The sequence below is a fragment of the Pseudomethylobacillus aquaticus genome (assembly GCF_003730115.1).
Classification (GTDB): Bacteria; Pseudomonadota; Gammaproteobacteria; order Burkholderiales; family Methylophilaceae; genus Pseudomethylobacillus; species Pseudomethylobacillus aquaticus.
The window spans coordinates 164,556-182,639 of record NZ_RJVP01000002.1; the positions used below are offsets into that span (position 1 = coordinate 164,556).

Annotated in this window: 15 protein-coding genes and 1 tRNA gene; 14 read left to right on the plus strand and 2 right to left on the minus strand. The window is 59.4% G+C overall.

The genetic code is table 11. The features are described from left to right. Window positions 1-66 precede the first annotated feature (66 nt). Both alkB and ED236_RS04400 read left to right on the plus strand, forming a co-directional pair. A complete protein-coding gene (alkB, locus tag ED236_RS04395) occupies window positions 67-708 on the plus strand; it encodes a DNA oxidative demethylase AlkB (RefSeq protein WP_123236756.1) in 642 nt (213 codons plus the stop codon). 236 nt (window positions 709-944) lie between these two features. Continuing rightward, entirely contained in the window at window positions 945-1,427 is a 483-nt protein-coding gene (locus tag ED236_RS04400) for a DUF1579 domain-containing protein (RefSeq protein WP_123236757.1), read from the plus strand. Between the two features lie 39 nt (window positions 1,428-1,466). On the opposite strand, the gene ED236_RS04405 is transcribed toward ED236_RS04400, so the two are convergent. After that, window positions 1,467-2,015, minus strand: a complete 549-nt coding sequence (locus ED236_RS04405; protein WP_123236758.1) for a gamma carbonic anhydrase family protein — start codon at window positions 2,013-2,015, stop codon at window positions 1,467-1,469. Window positions 2,016-2,036: 21 nt separating this feature from the next. Here ED236_RS04405 and metX point away from each other — a divergent pair, with 21 nt between their 5' ends. The 12 genes from metX to ED236_RS04465 all read left to right on the plus strand — a co-directional run bounded on the left by metX (window position 2,037) and on the right by ED236_RS04465 (window position 17,893). After that, window positions 2,037-3,212: a homoserine O-succinyltransferase MetX gene (gene metX / locus ED236_RS04410; protein ID WP_123236759.1), complete on the plus strand. Its 1,176-nt coding sequence runs from the start codon at window positions 2,037-2,039 to the stop codon at window positions 3,210-3,212. Continuing rightward, the gene (gene metW / locus ED236_RS04415) at window positions 3,209-3,814 is read left to right on the plus strand and encodes a methionine biosynthesis protein MetW (RefSeq protein WP_123236760.1); all 606 of its coding nucleotides are present in this window, start codon (window positions 3,209-3,211) and stop codon (window positions 3,812-3,814) included. Before metX ends, metW begins: the two co-directional genes overlap by 4 nt. Window positions 3,815-3,983: 169 nt before the next feature. Then, a complete protein-coding gene (locus ED236_RS04420) occupies window positions 3,984-5,510 on the plus strand; it encodes a SpoIIE family protein phosphatase (RefSeq protein WP_123236761.1) in 1,527 nt (508 codons plus the stop codon). Further along, window positions 5,497-5,835, plus strand: a complete 339-nt coding sequence (locus ED236_RS04425; protein WP_123236762.1) for an STAS domain-containing protein — start codon at window positions 5,497-5,499, stop codon at window positions 5,833-5,835. Before ED236_RS04420 ends, ED236_RS04425 begins: the two co-directional genes overlap by 14 nt. Window positions 5,836-5,847: 12 nt before the next feature. Beyond that, a complete protein-coding gene (locus ED236_RS04430) occupies window positions 5,848-7,020 on the plus strand; it encodes a nucleotidyltransferase family protein (protein WP_123236763.1) in 1,173 nt (390 codons plus the stop codon). Between the two features lie 15 nt (window positions 7,021-7,035). Next, window positions 7,036-7,476 carry an ATP-binding protein gene (locus tag ED236_RS04435; protein WP_123236764.1) on the plus strand — a complete coding sequence of 147 codons (441 nt, stop codon included), beginning with the start codon at window positions 7,036-7,038 and terminating at the stop codon, window positions 7,474-7,476. Continuing rightward, a complete protein-coding gene (locus ED236_RS04440) occupies window positions 7,463-9,712 on the plus strand; it encodes a glycoside hydrolase family 2 protein (RefSeq protein ID WP_123236765.1) in 2,250 nt (749 codons plus the stop codon). Before ED236_RS04435 ends, ED236_RS04440 begins: the two co-directional genes overlap by 14 nt. A gap of 8 nt (window positions 9,713-9,720) precedes the next feature. Beyond that, window positions 9,721-11,502, plus strand: a complete 1,782-nt coding sequence (locus tag ED236_RS04445; protein WP_162299580.1) for a glycoside hydrolase family 9 protein — start codon at window positions 9,721-9,723, stop codon at window positions 11,500-11,502. Between the two features lie 2 nt (window positions 11,503-11,504). Next, complete coding sequence (locus ED236_RS04450) at window positions 11,505-13,343, plus strand: glycosyltransferase family 2 protein (RefSeq protein ID WP_123236767.1); 1,839 nt, start codon at window positions 11,505-11,507, stop codon at window positions 13,341-13,343. A 58-nt stretch (window positions 13,344-13,401) separates the two neighbouring features. After that, window positions 13,402-14,748: a DUF3131 domain-containing protein gene (locus tag ED236_RS04455; protein WP_123236768.1), complete on the plus strand. Its 1,347-nt coding sequence runs from the start codon at window positions 13,402-13,404 to the stop codon at window positions 14,746-14,748. Window positions 14,749-14,750: 2 nt separating this feature from the next. Beyond that, window positions 14,751-16,247, plus strand: a complete 1,497-nt coding sequence (locus ED236_RS04460) for a DUF3131 domain-containing protein (RefSeq protein WP_205125636.1) — start codon at window positions 14,751-14,753, stop codon at window positions 16,245-16,247. After that, the gene (locus ED236_RS04465; protein ID WP_123236769.1) at window positions 16,223-17,893 is read left to right on the plus strand and encodes a hypothetical protein; all 1,671 of its coding nucleotides are present in this window, start codon (window positions 16,223-16,225) and stop codon (window positions 17,891-17,893) included. Before ED236_RS04460 ends, ED236_RS04465 begins: the two co-directional genes overlap by 25 nt. Window positions 17,894-17,914: 21 nt before the next feature. Here the strand turns inward: ED236_RS04465 and ED236_RS04470 are convergent. After that, window positions 17,915-17,991, minus strand: a tRNA-Pro gene (locus ED236_RS04470). Window positions 17,992-18,084 lie beyond the last annotated feature (93 nt).

An 18,084-nucleotide genomic window follows, 5' to 3' on the forward strand; every position in this document is an offset into this window, starting at 1 on the left:
CCATTTTAGTGATTGGAACAGCATTGCAGCAACAGCAGAAAACACAGCGAGAGTGGTGCAGAGGTCATGGATTTGTCGCTATGGCAGTCTGAGTCTCAATCCACGCGTCTGGGCAGCGGTAGTGTCTGGCTGCACGGTAATGCCCTGGCAGAAGAATCCGTACTGCTGGCAGGTATCGCAGACGCGTTGGCACACGCGCCACTGCGGCAGATGGTCACACCCGGCGGTCAGCCCATGTCGGTGTTGACCAGCAGTTGTGGCGCGCTGGGCTGGATCAGTGACCGGCGTGGTTACCGCTACAGCGAACGTGACCCGCACACTAATCAGCCTTGGCCACCTATGCCAGCGGTGTTGTTGCAACTGGCCACCCAGGCAGCTGCGCAAGCCGGCTATGCGGACTTCGTGCCCGATGCCTGCCTCATCAACCAGTATCAACCCGGCGCGCGCATGGGACTGCATCAGGACAGGGACGAACAGGATTTCAATCAGCCCATCGTGTCGGTCTCGCTGGGCCTGCCGGCGGTGTTCCTGTGGGGAGGTGCCCGCCGCAGCGACAAAGCCATGCGTGTGCCGCTGCAGCATGGCGATGTGCTGGTGTGGGGTGGGGAGGACAGGCTGCGCTACCATGGCGTGCTGCCGGTCAAGCCTGGTTCACACCCCTTGCTGGGCAATGTCCGCATCAACCTGACGCTGCGCAAGGCAGCTTGACCTCGCGCTGCACACCTTTGTTCTCATTTGAACCGGGAGTTTGAGTCGGCGAGTTTGAACTGACAGCCCGCTGGCATCCTGCTCACCACGCCTAGTTGCACTGGCTGCGCTCTTCGCATGGTTGTCATCACACCTTTCAGGGCTTAGCATGTTTCCTGTTCAATCAAGCTCGCAACATGATGGCAACCAGCGCTAGATTCGACAACGATCTATCTATATTTCATTCAGGAGGCCGTATGGAGATGCAGCCTGGTCCAGAACATGACTGGTTAAAGCAGTTGCAAGGTGAGTGGCAAGGTGAATCCGAGGGAGTGTGCGAGCCAGGGCAGGCCGCTCAACAGTTCAAAAGTACGGAAACCGGCCGTATGTTGGGCGATTTCTGGGTGCAGCTTAGTGGGCAGGGCGAGATGCCGGGCGGGGGTGTTGCCACCATGCAAATGACCTTGGGGTATGACCCGGTCAAGCAAGTCTATGTGGGTACCTGGCTAGGCTCGATGATGAGCCATCTATGGGTGTACGAAGGAAAGCTGGATACTACAGGCCGTATCCTGACACTGAGTACCAGCGGACCGGATTTCACTGCGCCAGGCAAGGTCCTGCAATACCGTGACGTGATCGAGATCGTCAATGAAGGTGAGCGCCGCTTGACTTCGTACACCTTGGGAGAAGGTGGCGTGTGGCAGCAGTTTATGAGCGCACGCTATACACGCAAGCACTAAGCGCTGGCTGGGCTGGTCGCGTGCATCGCGCCACGCCCGTCAGCGAGGCGTCGTCGATTCCGGGTAATGGTTTTTGAGCGCGATATAATTGTCGGCAGAGTAGCGCAGATACGCGACTTCGTCTGCGGTCAAGGCGCGCACCTGCCGCGCCGGGCTGCCCATGTACAGATGCCCGCTTTGCAGCACCTTGCCTTCAGGCACCAGGCTGCCCGCCGCCAGTAACACCTGGTTCTCGATGATCGCTTTGTCCATGACGATACTGCCCATGCCGATCAGGCATTCATTCTGTATGGTGCAGCCGTGCAGGATGACCTTGTGCCCCACGGTGACGTAATCGCCCACGATCAGGGGCGAGCCTTGCGGGTCAGCGGCGCTCTTGTGGCTGACGTGCAGCACGGAGAGGTCCTGGATATTGCTGCCGCGCCCGATGCGGATATGGTTCACATCGCCACGGATCACCACGCCGGGCCAGATGGAGACATCTTCTCCAACATGCACGTCACCGATGACGGTGGCGCTGTCATGAACGTACACGCCAGCCGCCAGAACCGGCGCAATGCCTTGATAGGCCGAGAGTTTGCTATGCATAAGGCGTAGTATAATCCGCGCATGTCTGAATCTACTTCTATCGGCATCGTCGCGCCAAAAATCGCTCATTTCAGCGAACCGCTGGCATTGAAAAGCGGCGAGATCCTGCCGCAATACGACCTGGTCTACGAGACCTATGGCACTCTGAATGCCGACCGTTCCAATGCGGTCATGATCTGTCACGCCCTGTCCGGCCACCACCATGTGGCGGGCAAGCACAGCGAGGAGGATAAGTATCCGGGCTGGTGGGATAACCTGATCGGCCCGGGGCGTCCGCTGGATACCAATAAATTCTTCGTGATCGGCCTCAATAATCTGGGTGGCTGTCATGGCTCCAGCGGGCCGGCCACCCTCAATCCTGCTACTGGCAAGCCCTGGGGTGCCGCATTCCCGGTAGTCACCGTGGAAGACTGGGTCAATTCACAAGCCAGGCTGGCCGATTATCTGGGCATCTCGCAGCTGGCCGCGGTGATCGGCGGCAGCCTGGGGGGCATGCAGGCGCTGCAGTGGACGCTGGCCTACCCGGAGCGTGTGCGTCATGCGCTGGTGATCGCCTCGGCGCCCAACCTCACCGCACAGAACATGGCCTTCAACGAAGTGGCACGCCAGGCCATCATCACTGACCCGGAGTTCTACGGTGGCGATTATTACGCGCAGGGTGTGGTGCCGCGCCGTGGCTTGCGCATCGCGCGCATGCTGGGCCACATCACCTACCTGTCCGATGACGCCATGGGCGCCAAGTTCGGGCGCAAGCTGCGCGACGGCAACATCAAATATGGCTTCGATGTGGAATTCGAGATGGAATCCTACCTGCGCTATCAGGGCGACAAGTTCGCCGGCGAGTTCGACGCCAATACCTATCTGCGCATGACGCGTGCGCTGGATTATTTCGACCCGGCGCTGCCTTATGGTGGCGACTTGTCGGCGGCATTGGCCGGGGTCAAAGCCAAATTCCTGGTGGTGTCTTTCACCAGTGACTGGCGCTTCTCGCCGGCGCGCTCACGCGAGATCGTCAAGGCGCTGCTGGATAACGAGCTGTCGGTCAGCTATGCCGAAGTGACCGCGGCACATGGCCACGATGCGTTCCTGATGCCGGATCCGCATTACCACGCCATTCTGCGTACCTATCTGGGTACGGTGCTGAGTGCAGCGGATGACGCTAGTCGCAGTGCTGCTGATACAGGAGTTGCATCATGACCAGCCCGCTGAATAGCGCCGAGTTCCGGCAGGATTTTGCCATCATCGCAGGCTGGATGACCTTCGGTGGCAAGGTGCTGGACCTGGGCTGCGGTGATGGCAGCCTGTTGCAGTTCCTGCGGCAATCGCTGGAAGTGCGCGGCTATGGCGTGGAGAAAGACGATGCCAACTGCCTGGCCGCCATGGGCAACGGCGTCAATGTGATCCAGATGGACCTGGAGGCCGGCCTGTCCGGTTTCGAGGCGCGTTCCTTCGATGTGGTCATCCTGTCGCAGACCCTGCAGGCCATGCGCAACACCGAGGGCATCGTGCAGGAGATGTTGCGCGTCGGCCGTGAAGCCATCGTCACCTTCCCGAATTTTGGCTATTGGCGTCACCGCATGCAGCTGATCGCCGGGCAGATGCCAGTGTCTGAAGAGCTACCCTACCAGTGGTACGACACGCCTAACGTGCACTTGTGCACCATCAAGGATTTTGACGAATTCTGTGTCAATCACCACATTCAGGTGCTGGAGCGGCGCGTCATCACCAACGGTGAGGCGGTGCACCGCCTGCCCAACCTGTTGGGTAGCCTGGCCATGTACCGCATCCGCCGCGACTGACCCCCTGTTCCATCACGGCCGGGATATCTGTTGTATGCATGCAGTTGAGGCGTAAAGATTTGCTGTAATTTTTTCTGAGCGCTGTTCAATTAGCCGCTGAATATGGTTAGATTCGTCATGGCAACCATCATGTTGATGGTCAGCCTACCTGAACTGTATTCGGATGTAGATGGCCATTCAGAACCTCAATTCCAGGCTCAAATCGTGGTTTAGTCAGATCGATATCGAGACCAAGGTGTCGATGATATTGATTGCGCCTACCTTGCTCTCGTTCGCTGTACTGGTCGGCGCACTGTTGCTCAAACAATCCCTGAACCAGAGCACACAATGGGTCTCGCACACCGAAGCGGTGATGCTGCAGATCGCGGATTCCAAGTTCCATTTCAACAACTTGTCTTTGTATCACCTGCGCTATCAGCTCAGTGCCGAACAAGAATACCTGAAGCGCTATGACCGGGCTTATCTGGGCTTGAACCAGTCCATGGTCAAACTGACCACCCTCATGTCGGACAGTCAGCAGCAGCAAGGCAAGCTGGAAACGCTGCTGCAACTGATCGGTGATCGTACTGGCAGTCATCGCAAGCTCATCAGTCTGCGTGGCACGCTTACCCCGGACGAAGTCATCAAGGCAGCACAGGCCAAGACGCTGATCTTTGACGATGCCGAGATCCTTGGGCTGTTCGATGGCATGTTGGCGACTGAAGCTGCATTGCTACAAAGCCGTCGTGCTTCCGAACATGATTATTACCTGAAGCTTGAAGCGGCACTGATCGTGTTGTTCATCATCATCGCCAGCAGCCTGCTGTTCGCAGACCGCTTCCTGCGGCGTGACATGCGCTTAAAGGCAGACCTGCATGCCTCGTTGTCGGAATCACACCACAAACTGCAGCAGGAGCTTGCCGAAGCACGCAATACCCTGGTTGCCTTGCTGCCCGCCCCGACGACGATCTGCAATGTCCGGTTCGAATGGTTCTTCGAGGCCTCCAACCATGTAGGCGGCGACATCATGGATTATTTCCAGGTGGACGAGCATCGCGTGATGTTCTATGCCGTGGATGTTTCCGGTCACGGCGTGACAGCGGCCATGCATGCATTCACCGTGCACAACGACATGCTGGCCTCCACGGCCCATATCGCCGAGTTGCTGGCCCATTTTGGTGATTTATCCGAAACAGCCACCTCCTTTCTTACCCTGTATAACAGCCGTTACATGCGCAAGACCGATACTGGCGAATACTTCACCATGCTGTTTGGTATCATCGATACGCGTACTGGTGAGCTGGCGCTGGTGCAGGCCGGGCATCCTTGCCCCTTGCTGATGTCAGCCGGTGGCCGTGACATACGATGCCTGGGCGAAGGTGGTTTTCCGATCGGGCTGGTGGAAGATGCCAGCTATGAAGCGGTCCAGCTGAGCTTGAAGCGTGGTGACCGCTTGTGCGTTTACTCGGATGGCGTGACCGATTGCGAGAATGCCAAGCATTCGGTGTTCGGACAGCAAAAGCTGAAATCCTTGTTCCGCATCATGCACGACCAAGCGCTGGACCAGTGCAAGCAGGCGATCTATGAGCAGGTGAAAAACTGGCGGGGTCTGGGCCAACCATTCAATGACGATGTGAGTTGCCTGATCCTGGAGTTCAACGGGGATAGTGCACCCATTCAAAAATTAGAAAGAGACGATATCTATGTTCCTCGATGAAAAAACGGTCGACGGGGTGAGCTGCATCAGCTTCAATCAGGAGCGCTTCGATGCCGCCAAGGTGGTGCAGTTCAAGCAGTTCTTCGTGGATGCGGTCGCGGCAGGCAAGACCCGGCTGGTGCTGGACCTGACAGCGGTCAAGTTCATGGACAGCAGTGCGCTGGGTGCGGTGGTCGCGGTGCTCAAGACCGTGGGCGCACGTGGTGATCTGGTGCTATGCGGCGCGACCGGCATCGTGGCCGAGTTGTTCAAACTGACCCGCATGGACCGGGTGTTCGTGATCGTTGCCAGCGAAGCCGATGCTGTCGCCAAATTGAATAGCTGATCGGGAGCGGCCATGAAAGCCATGATACTGGGGGCGGGCAAGGGAACACGGGTGCGGCCCATCACCCATGACATTCCCAAGCCGATGATACCGCTGGTGCGCAAGCCGGTGATGGAATACATCGTGGCTTTGCTCAAGCAGCATGGCGTGACCCAGATCATGGTCAACACCAGTCACCTTGCGCCGGTCATCGAAGATTACTTCCGTGACGGCGAGCAATTCGGTGTACAGATGGCGTATTCCTACGAGGGCTCCTTCGTGGATGGGGTGGCCACCGGCTGCCCGCTGGGTTCGGCGGGTGGCATGAAGAAGATCCAGGATTTCTCCGGCTTCTTCGATGAGACCTTCGTGGTGGTGTGCGGGGATGCCTGGATCGATCTGGACCTCACCGAAGCCCTGCGCATCCACCGTGAGAAACAGGCCATCGTCAGTATCATCATCCGCGAGGTGCCACCCGAAGAAGTGTTCAAGTATGGCGTGGTGAAGCTGGATGACGATGGACGCATCCTGCAATTCCAGGAAAAGCCCGCACCCGAGCAGGCCGTATCCAATATGGCCAACACCGGCATCTACATCTTTGAGCCCGAAGTGCTGGATTACATCCCGTCTGCGACAGAGTACGACATCGGCGGCCAGCTGTTCCCGGCCCTGGCCAGTGCTGGCAAAGCCTTCTATGGCATCGCGCTGCCGTTCCAGTGGCTGGACATCGGCAATGTGCAGGATGTGTGGACTGTGACGCGCAGCATCCTCGAAGGCGAGGTGCATGGCTTCAGGATGCCAGGTCGCGAGATCCGGCCTGGCGTCCATACCGGCATCAATGTCAGTGTGGATTTCGATCAGGTGGAGATCACACCCCCCGTGTATATCGGTGGCAGCACACAGATCCAGCCCGGCGTTAAGTTGGTCGGTCCGCTGGTGATCGGTGCCAACTGCGTGGTGGAGTCTGGTGCCCTGCTCAAGGATTGTATCGTCGAGGACTACACGCGGGTCAGCGGCCTTGCTCATCTCGAAGGCAAGATCGTGTTCGGTAATAAATGCATCGACCCCATGGATGACACCGTGATCGATATACAAGCCGCAGACATCGGGTTCGTGCTGGACGATGTCAGAAACGCGGTAAAGCCGCACGACACGGCGCAGGAAATCGCTGCACTGATGCGTGCAGACCCTCCCAATCACAAGTAACCAGGCGACTTCATTATGGACAGTCACAGAATCTCGATCAAAAGCAGCTACGATGACGTTCATCTGGTCGCACCCTGGTTGCATCAACTGGCAGAACAGGCAGGCATGTCGGAGGCCGCGACCATGCAGCTTGAGCTGGCGGTTGTCGAAGCCGTCAATAACGTCGTCGAACATGCGTATCAGCTGCAGGACGGGCATACCGTGGAAGTGCGGGGTCGTTTTGACGCGCAGCGCCTGGTCATCGAAGTCTGGGACACAGGCATGACCATGAATACGGAAAAGCTCGAAAAGATCAAAGCCGAACAGGATGACGACGACGCCATCACCCTCATGCTGCTGGAAGAAAGCGGCCGAGGCCTGCGTCTGATGACCCAGCTGGTGGATGATGTCGATTACCTCAGTGACGGCACGATGAACCGACTGGTGCTGGTGAAGTTGTTGAATGGCACGGAGTAAACAGCGCGCTTCTTGCTTAGGCTGGCTCGCATTACTTGCCCTGACGCTGCTCAGCCCGGCGCTCGCTGCCAGTGACGGCCCGGCACAGCGGCTGGATCTGGGGGGGCGTTGGCAGTTCCAGCCTGTGCCGATCACGGCAGCCGCCAAGCCAGTCCCCGGTTCATCCTGGACGGCTATCCAGGTGCCGGACAACTGGTATCGACAGGGGTACGACATCAGCGGTCGTGCCTGGTACCGCAAGACCTTTCAGCTGGATGCCCTCCAGCATGCCAGTGCACACCTTGTGTTCGCTGCCGTGGATTACCGTGCCGATGTCTGGCTGAACGGCCAGCATCTGGGCCAGCATGAAGGTTACTTCCAGCCATTTGAATTCGAGGTACGCCGTCATCTGCGCACCGGCCAGAACGAGTTGCTGGTCCTGGTGGACAGCCCGCTGGAGCAGCCTGCCGACTGGTCCCTCAACAAGCGCCTGATCAAAGGCGTGCTGTCGCATCACGATACCCGTCCCGGCGGGGCCTGGTCCGAGCGTGGACAGGAGCAGAACACCGGCGGCATCTGGGGGCCGGTCCATCTGGAGCTGGATGGTGCGGTTTCCCTGCGTGGCATCACACCGGTCGCCACGCGCCAGGACTGGGGCTGGCAGTTGAACACTGCGCTGCAGCTCAAGGTGGCTGGGCGCGCTGCACGTGATGTCCAGATCGAGATCGTCATCGATCCGGTCGGCTTCGAAGCCAGGCGCTACCGCTACACCACGCAGCGCCGCGTACAAGCTGGCGAGCAGATCCTGCCCGTGCGGGTGGCGGTGCAGCAGCCCGCCTTGTGGTGGCCAGTCGGGCACGGGGACCCGCGGCTCTACCGAGTGCAAGTGCGCTTGCATGCGCAGGGACGGCTCATCGCGCAGCGCGCCACCGAGATTGGTTTCCGGGAAGTGAAGGTCGACCCGAAGACCTTGCAGTGGCAGATCAACGGCCGTCGCCTGTTCATCCGCGGTACCAACTATATTTCCACCCAGTGGCTGGCCGAAATGACGCCTGCCGCTTACCAGCGCGACTTGCAGCTGATGCAGCAGGCGCATATCAACGCTGTCCGGGTGCACGCCCATATCGAAGCGCCAGCGTTCTACGCGGCTTGTGACCGGCTGGGCATGCTGGTGATGCAGGATTTCCCCTTGCAGTGGGGATACCGCGATGAGGCCGGATTCGTGCGGGAAGCCCGCCGTCAGGCCGCCGACATGGTGCACCATTTCCACAGGCATCCGTCCATCGTGTCCTGGACCATGCACAACGAGCCGCCCTGGGATGCGCCCTGGATGCGTGACAAATACCCGAACTATCGCGCCGATCAGAACCGTGAGCTGGATCAGTTGCTGTTTGAGGATGTGAGCCGCCTGGACCCCACGCGCGTGGTAAGGCGCGAATCCGCCACCGATGAGCATGTCTGGCTGGGCTGGTACTTTGGACGCTGGCAGGATTATGCGGGCAAGCCCTTGCTACCCTGGGTGACCGAATACGGCGCCCAGGCGCTGCCCGATCTGGCCGCGCTGAAGCGCATGTTCAGTGATGAGGAATTGTGGCCGACCACCGAGCAGCACTGGCAGAAATGGAGTTTCCACAATTTTCAGCCGCACGAGACCTTCAACATCGCCAAGGTGGAGCAAGGCAACAATATCCAGCAGTTCATCCACAACAGCCAGCAGCATCAGGCCAGGGTGATCCAGTACGCCACCGAATCCTATCGACGTCAGCGCTATGCGCCCGTCAGTGCCTTGTTCCAGTTCATGTTCAATGAAGACTGGCCGTCCATCAACTGGGGAGTGGTGGACTATTGGCGTACGCCTAAACAGGGCTATCATGCGCTCAAAAAAGCCTACCAGCCGGTGTTGCCCAGCATCGCCTGGCGCAGTGACCGTTATGTCACGGGCGAAGCCGTGAATCTCGGGCTGTGGCTCATCAACGACAGCTGGCAAGACTATTCTCAGGTCGACTACCAGGCGACGCTCTGGCGTGACGGTAAACGACATCATGAACAACACTGGGCGGTGGCCATGCCAGCGGACAGCGGCACGGCGGTGGCTGACCTGCAGTTCGCCAGCTTGCCCGCCGGTGCCTATCAACTGCGTGTGAAGGTCAGCAACACAGGTCGCCTGCTAGGCGAGAACAGCCTGGATTTCGCGGTGCAAGCGCCAGACCAGACTGCCCCATCGAGCCAGCCAGCCGGTAACAAGGGGGCCTTATGAGAGGATGGATGCCGGCCCCGCTGATGCTCGCCATCCTGGGCTTGTCTGCACCAGCACTGGCGCAGACTGCCCCCACGTCAGCGCTGACGGCTGCGATCGCAGTCAATCAATTGGGCTATACGCTGCACGGCCATAAACGTGCCCTCTTGCTCAACAGCCCGCAACCTAGCCTGCCAGTCCTGGTGCTGGATGCACACAGCCAGATCGAACTGGCCAGCCTCACGCCGGGTGTGGTGCGCAAAGCCGGGCATGGCATTGCGGTACAACAGGTGGAGTTCAGCGCACTCAATACCTCCGGCGAGTATCTGCTGGTGCAGGGCGCGCTGCGTTCCAGCCGCTTCCGCATCGAGGCCTTGCCTTATGCAGCGCTGATGAAATCGGCATTACGCAGTTATTACTTGCAGCGCTGCAACACGGCCATCCATGACCCGGTCTCCGGCTTGCGGCATCCGGTCTGCCACCCGCTGGACGGCCGCATCGCGCGTGACGACGGCATCAACCGCCAGGGCCAAGCCTGGCCAGCCAACGGTGGCTGGCATGATGCGGGTGATTATGGAAAGTACATCGCCACCGCCGCTGTGACGGTAAGCCGTTTGCTCAGCCTGTACGAAGCCGCGCCAGACCGGTTCAACACCCTGCGTCTGGATATCCCGGAATCTGCCAACGCAGTACCGGATCTGCTCGATGAAGCCAGGTTCGAGCTGGAATGGATGCTGAACATGCAGCGTCAGGACGGCGCAGTGTATCGCAAGCTCTCAGGTGCGCGGTGGCCCAAGGAAGTCATGCCGCATCAAGACGATCAAGTACGACTGGTGTATGGGGTCTCCAGCCCGGATACGGGCAAGTTCGCCGCCACGCTCGCGCAGGCGGCGCGTGTCTACGCTGCGTTCGATCCGGTCTTTTCGGCACGCTGCCTGCAGGCCGCCAGCCGTGCCTGGACATGGCTGCAAGGCAGCAAGGGCGTAGACGGGGCAAAGGACATCCCCGCCGTCAAAGACCAGACCATCGACTACCATCCTGCCGATGATGGTGGCTCTGGTAGCTATCTTGCCTCTGGCATAGACCGCGAGCCCAGTCTGGCCACCGACCGGGACGACAGGCTGGCGGCTGCCAGCGAGCTTTACCTGACTACCGCCAGCCCCGAGTACCTGGGCTACCTACAGCGCTATATCCCGCGTGCCGACTATACCTTGTTCGAGTGGAAGGACATGTCTTCACTGGGCCTGTGGCATCTGTTGCAGCGCAGCAGCGGAGAGCCGCTAAAGGCGGCGCGTGCACATATCCGCAAGAAGTTGCTGGCCCGTGCTGAACGGGCCTTGCGTACCGCCGATGGCAACGCTTATGGCTTGGCCGACACCCAGTTCGTGTGGGGGTCCAACAAGCTGATCGCCGAGGAAGGCATCAATCTGGTGTATGCCTACTGGCTTACCGCGGACACCAAATATTTACGTGCGGCCACACATCAGCTAGATTATCTACTCGGTGTGAATCCGTTCGCGATGGCCTATGTGACCGGTTTCGGACAACGCTCGGTACAGCACCCGAACCACATTCCCATGCGTAACAGCGATGCCAGACTCGCCGGCCTCATGGTGGGTGGGCCTTCTGTGCATGGCGAAGACGGCATCACCCCCAAGAACCTAGGCGCGTTGAGCTATATCGACCATGCTCAGGCTTATGCGTCGAACGAATATGCGATTGATTACAATGCCGCTTTGATCGGTCTGATCGAAGCGCTGAGCAGAACACGGCCGCTTGCGGCTGAGGGACAACCACACACGGGACCATAGTGATGGCGTTTTATTTTGACCAGTTCGAACAGCGGCGCCCGGAGCCGCCCTTGCCCTATTCTCCGGTGCTGGAGGCGGTGTGGCAGTGCCTGTTCGTCATCGCGCTGGTGCTAGGTGCCTGGTATGTGCACTGGCGCTGGACTGCCTCGCTTAACTACGATGCACTGTGGTACGCCATCCCCTTGGTGATCGCTGAGACCGGCGCTTACATCGGCCTGATATTGTTCGCATTCAATCTTTGGAAGGTCAAGGATTATCCCAGACGCCCGCCGCCACAGTTCATCAGTGAATGTACGCGTGATGAAGCGGCAGAGCAGCGCCCGCTCAAGGTGGACGTGTTCTTTCCGTCCTACGATGAAGATCCGGAGTTGGTGCGCCTGAGTGTGCGCGATGCCAAGCGCGTGACCTACCCGCATCCCATCGAACTCAACATCTACGTACTCGATGATGGCCGGCGCCCCAGCATGAAGCAGATGGCAGACGAGGAGGGCGTAGGCTACTTCACGCGCAGCAACAACATCGGCTTCAAGGCCGGCAACATGCGTAACGCCATGGAACAGACCTCCGGTGATTTCATCGTCATCTGCGATGCCGATACGCGGCCTTTCCCGACCATACTCGAACACACGCTGGGTTATTTCCGTGACCCGGATGTAGCCTGGGTGCAAACACCGCAATGGTTCTTCGACCTGCCGGAAGGCAAGCCGCTGCCTGTGGCGCTGCAGCGTAGACTGGGCCGCCCCGGCTACTGGCTGGGGCGTGGTGTGGAGCGGCTGATCGGCCCGATCCGCCTCGGTGAGGACCCGTTCGTCAATGATCCCAAGATGTTCTATGACCTGATCCAGCGTCGGCGGAACTGGGCCAATGCCTCGTTCTGTTGCGGTGCCGGGTCCATCCACCGCCGCGACGCGGTGATGGAGGCGGCTCTGAAGGGCTTTGCTGACGAGGTCGAGCGCAAGTCACAGCGGCAACTCAAGCAGATGCAGCGTCTGACCGGCGAGAAATCGGCGGATACCAGCACGGCAGGCCTGTTGCGGCAGGGCATGGCACAGGAAGAAGAGCTGACGCCCTACCGCTTTCACGTCTCCGAGGACATCTACACCTCCATCGTGCTGCATTCCGACCCGCACCGTAAATGGAAGTCGGTGATGCATCCGGAAGTGGAATCCAAGATGCTGTCACCCCAGGACTTGCTGTCGTGGACCATCCAGCGCTTCAAGTACGCCGGTGGCACGCTGGACATCGCCGTGCACGACAATCCGGTGATGCGTCCTGGTCTTAGCCTGCCGCAACGGCTGATGTACCTGACCACGGTATGGTCTTATCTGGGCGGGGTGTGGAACCTGATCTTCCTGATCGCCCCCTTGGTCTACCTGTTTACCGCAATCGCGCCCGTGAGTGCCTACTCCATCGACTTCTACAAACATATCCTGCCTTTCCTGGTGGCCACGGAAATCGCGTTCATGGCAGCGTATTGGGGGATCTCCAGTTACAAGGCCAAGACCAATTATCTGTCTTTCTTTCCGATCAACCTGCGCGCTATCTGGACGGTGATGCGTGGTCAGAAGATCAAGTTCCCGACCACACCCAAAGACCGCCAGGAAGGTAATTTCTTCCATCTGGTGATGCCGCAGTTCGTGGTGATCATGCTGACCCTGCTGGGTTTGTTGTATGCCTGGCTTCAGTATCTGCTGTTCGCAGCCGATTACACCTTGAATGGCCTGATCGTGAACACGTTCTGGGGCATGAATAATGTGGTGGCCTTGAGCGGTATCGTGCTGGCGGCATTCTGGCAGCCTGAGCCTGCAGCGGCGAGCACAGCCGAACTGGCCGCGACCTGAGGCAAGCCCGGGTTCCCCATGAACATCAACGACCCCGTATGACGAAAGCGCGACTACCATGAGCTTCAAACAGAACCTGATCCGAGCCCGTAGCCACTTCGTGTTCCTTATCGGCCTGGCTGTCGCCTTCAGTCTGGTGATCTGGCTGGAACAATGGCAACCCGCTTTCAGTGCCCAGGCACATAACCCGGTGCCGCAGAAGCTGCAGCCGGTTACGCTGCTAGCCCCTACGGCCGTGCTGACCGAGCAGGAGCGTGCCTGGGCCGCCATCGCCTGGCGCTATTTCGAGAACAACTACCAGCCGCAGACCGGGTTGGTGAATTCGGCGGATGCCTTCCCGGCCTCCACGCTGTGGGATACCGCTTCTTATCTGCTGGCACTGATCTCCGCCGAACGGCTGGCCTTGATCGACCGTGCCAGCTTCGATGCCCGTGTGGCCAAGCTGTTGCAGAGCCTGGCCGGCTTGCAGCTGTTCGACGGGAAGCTGCCCAATAAATCCTATAACACCCAGACCTTGCAGATGGTGGACTACAACAACCAGCCCAGCGCGCGTGGCATAGGCTGGTCAGCCATCGACATCGGCCGTATCCTGGTGCCGCTGAACCTGCTGGTGTGGAATTACCCGCAGCATACGGCGCTGGTGCAGCAATTGCTGGTGCGCTGGTCCTTCCCGGCCCTGATCGAGCAAGGCGAGATGTTCGGTGCCACCTTGACCAGCACCGGCGAAACCCAGCTGGTGCAGGAAGGCCGTCTGGGTTACGAACAGTATGCCGCCAAGTCCATCGGCCTGCTGGGTCAGGATGTTTCCACAGCCATGAACTACGCGGCCCATCTGAGCTATGTCAACATCTACGGTATCCCGGTGCCGACCGACAGCCGTGATCCCGCCAAGTACATCGCGCATAACTATGTGGTCAGCGAGCCTTATATCCTGGATGGGCTGGAGTACGGTGGTGATCAGGTCTCGCGTGAGTTCGCCTACCGGGTCTATGCCGTGCAGGAAAAACGCTATCAGGCCACCGGCAAACTCACTGCGGTCAGCGAAGACAACATCGATGAGGCGCCGTATTTCGTCTATAACACCGTCTATACCGGCGGCAAAACCTGGCAGACCATCACCGACAGCGGTCAGGATGCTTCCAGGTTCCGCAGCCTGAGCACCAAGGCGGCCTTCGGCTGGCACGCGCTGTACGGTACGCCATACACGCAGCAACTGGTAGAGGCGGTGGCTGGCCTGCATGACCCGGACAAGGGGTGGTACTCCGGGGTGTATGAAGAGAGTGGCAAGCCTAACAAGGCCATTACCGCCAACACCAATGCCATCGTGCTGGAAAGCTTGTGCTACCGGCAGTTCGGCCCGCTGATGCGACAAGCGCAAACAACGATTACAGAAAAGGCGCAATAACCATGAACACTGCAACCGCCCCACTGATGAAGCTGCACGTGCTGTGCAGTGTTGCCCTGCTGACCCTGAGCCTCAGCCTGCCCGGTCTGGCCATGGCCGCCCCCGACCTGCCCAAGAACGCCTGCGAGATCAATGCCAACGCCATGTCCAGTACCACGCTGACCGAAGATGAGATGCCGTTTGTCGGCTACCCCGAGCGCTGTTGCCTGAAGCGCAAGAACATCCTGTCCGAGCAGGAGCTCGACATGGCGCGCATCGCCTGGAAATACTTCGAGAAGAATTACCAGGCCAAGACCGGGCTGGTCAATTCAGCCAATCAGTATCCCTCCACCACCATGTGGGACACCGGCTCGTCGATTGCTGCCACGCTGACTGCACGCGAGCTGGAATTCATCAGCCAGAAGGAGTTCGACGACCGCATCACTGCGCTGCTGGCCACCTTGAACACCATGCGTCTGTTCAACGAAGAAGCGCCCAACAAAGCCTATAACACGCTGGACGGCGAGATGTCGGACTACAACAACAAGCCCACCCAGGATGGTATCGGCGTGTCCACGCTGGATCTGGCGCGCTTGTCGCAATGGTTGAACGTGTTGTCCTGCATGCATCCCAAACACCGTTTGATCGCACGCCAGGTGATGGCGCGCTGGAAATACTGCCGCCTGATCAAGAATGGCGAGATGTATGGCCTGTCGCGAGAGGGCAAACAGATCCAGGTGCTGCAGGAAGGCCGTCTTGGCTACGAGCAATATGCAGGCAAGATCTTCTCGCGCCTGGGCTTTGATACCGGCATCTCCAAAACCTACCGCAACAAGCACGCCACGGCCACAGACATCTACGGGGTGAGCATCCCGTATGACAAACGTGACCCCAAGGACCTGGGCGCTTACAACTATGTAGTGACCGAGTCCTTCTATATGGACGCCATGGAGAATGGCCTGGATCCCGAGCTGTCACCGCTGGTGGATAATATCTACAAAGTGCAGCAGAAGCGCTGGGAGCAGACCGGTCAGGTGACGGCGGTATCCGAAGATAATGTGGACCGTGATCCCTGGTTCGTCTACAACACCATCTTCGTTGCAGGCAAGCCATGGTCGGCCATCACGGACACCGGCCGGGACATGAGCCAGCTACGCTCGGTATCCACCAAGGCGGCCATCAGCATGGCCCTGTTCAAGCCACGCGAGTTCTATTCCAAGGTGCTCATCGACCATGTGCGCAGCGCTTATGACCCGGACTACGGCTGGTATTCCGGTGTCTATGAGACCGGGCTGGGTTATAACAAGGCGCTCACTGCCAATACCAACGGTGTGATTCTGGAGACCATCCTGTACCGTGCCTATGGCCCGCTGGCAGAGGGTTGCCGTCAATGCCAGCGTCATCTGCAATTCGACCGACTGGTGCTGGAAGACAAGCGCTATGCCGATCATTGCCTGCCGACCGGCCAGGCCAACGCGTGTGTGAATCCTGACTTATGCGCCGCCGCTCCCAGAAAGTAGCGCCACTGCCCCCCGCCCGCTGGCTGGCGGCCCTGCTGGTATGCGCCATGAGCGCGCTGGCCCGGGCCGAGGAGACGCCGCCTGTGTTCATTCAGGCCGCTCAGGCCCTGCACTGTGCCAGCACGCAGGAGCAGGCGGCGGCTGCGCTGCAGGAGATGGAACGCCACACCACGGCCGACATGGAGCTGCCCTATGATGTGTTCCACGACCGCAACAACAATGCGCTGTATCTGGCTTCGCTGGATATCGTATTGCGCAGCCTGGACGAAGCCGCCGCACGTTTCCCGCAGCTGACCCCGCAGATCAACCGTCTGTTCGCTGGCTGGAACTACTGCGGTGTGTTGCAGGACGGCGCTATGTTCGATATCGAAACCCGCTATGGTCGCCTGGAGAAACGCACCCCAGCCACCACCTTCCCGGCCGGGCAACTAGGCTTGGCACAGTGGGGCTTCCCTGCGCTGGTGGCCCCGGAGAGGGCTTCCCCGACGGCGGTCGCCAGCCCTGAACAGCTGCGGCGTCAATGCATCCCGGTGCGTAGCCAGGATGGTGAGCTGGTCAATCCGCATCTGCTGCCTTTGTCCGGCAGCTTGCGTCAGGCCACAGCTTCTGCCCCCGGAAAGACCACCGCCTATCCTTATCAATGGCGGCCAGCCTGCGAAGTCGATCTCGGTGCTGCCGATGGCTACAGCGAAGGTTATGTGAGTGGCCTGGAAGCTGGTCTGGGCCGTCGCGATGCGGCGCTGGAAGCGAATGTCGCCGGGCGCGAGAACCTGATCTCCCCTGAGCAGCGCACCGCCATAAAACAGCGCTTCTGGTCTGCTGCCAGTTACGAAGCGGGGTTGGCTGAAGGTCGCCAGGCTGGCTATCGCGATGGGCTGACGGCAGCCTACCAGGCGGAACCTGCTACGGTGGTCAGCAAGCGCAGCCCGCAGGAGCTGCAGCAACTGGCTATCGTGCCGGATATGCAAAACGGACCGCCTGCCAGCCTGGCAGGCGCCATCCCCAATGCCGGCTCCAGCCCTTCTATCGCCTCGGTTCCTATCGATAGCGAGAACAACAAGTTTTCCGGTAACTACTACACCGCCTACCGGTCGGGCAGTAACATCCCGTCTTACGGTGGCGTGGCGCTGTGGGCACCCAAACCGAACTGGTTCGTGCGGCTGGGTGCGGATGTGCAATACCGCAATGACAGCGGTGACAAATTCAACTACTCCTGGGGCTTCGGCTATTACGACTGGCGTCCAGGCACCTGGTCTTTGCAAGTCAATAACTGGGGGCCTATCCAGACTGGCCAGGCGCTGGCAGAAGAACGTGCAGTGGCCTCACTCAGCTATAACTTCCGTTCTGAACTGCTGGAGCAGAAACGCATCTCCAGTTTTGCTGCGCTGATCTCACCCTTCTCGCAGGATGCGCCGTCCATGCGGCTGGGTATGCAATGGACACCGGTGGCGCCCTGGTATGTATACACGGCGATCGATATCCCGGTGAATGGCGATAACGCCACCTGGAGCTATGCTTTCGGCAGACGCGACTGGCGGCCTTTTACGTTCTCGATCCAATACAACAACTACGAGAAGAACCGGCTGGACCAACTGAACTTCAAGGAAAACGGCACCTGGCTGATCGGCGGGACCTGGGCGTTCTGACGGCAGGTGAGGGCATGGCTTTGGTCGGGGTGAGAGGATTCGAACCTCCGGCCTCCACGTCCCGAACGTGGCGCTCTACCAGGCTAAGCTACACCCCGTAACCGCTTGTGAACCGGGCTGTCGCCCAGCAAGGATTATCCTGCGCACCTAGTGATTTTTCAATCCTGCTTGCCAGCTCGGGCTGCTTGTCC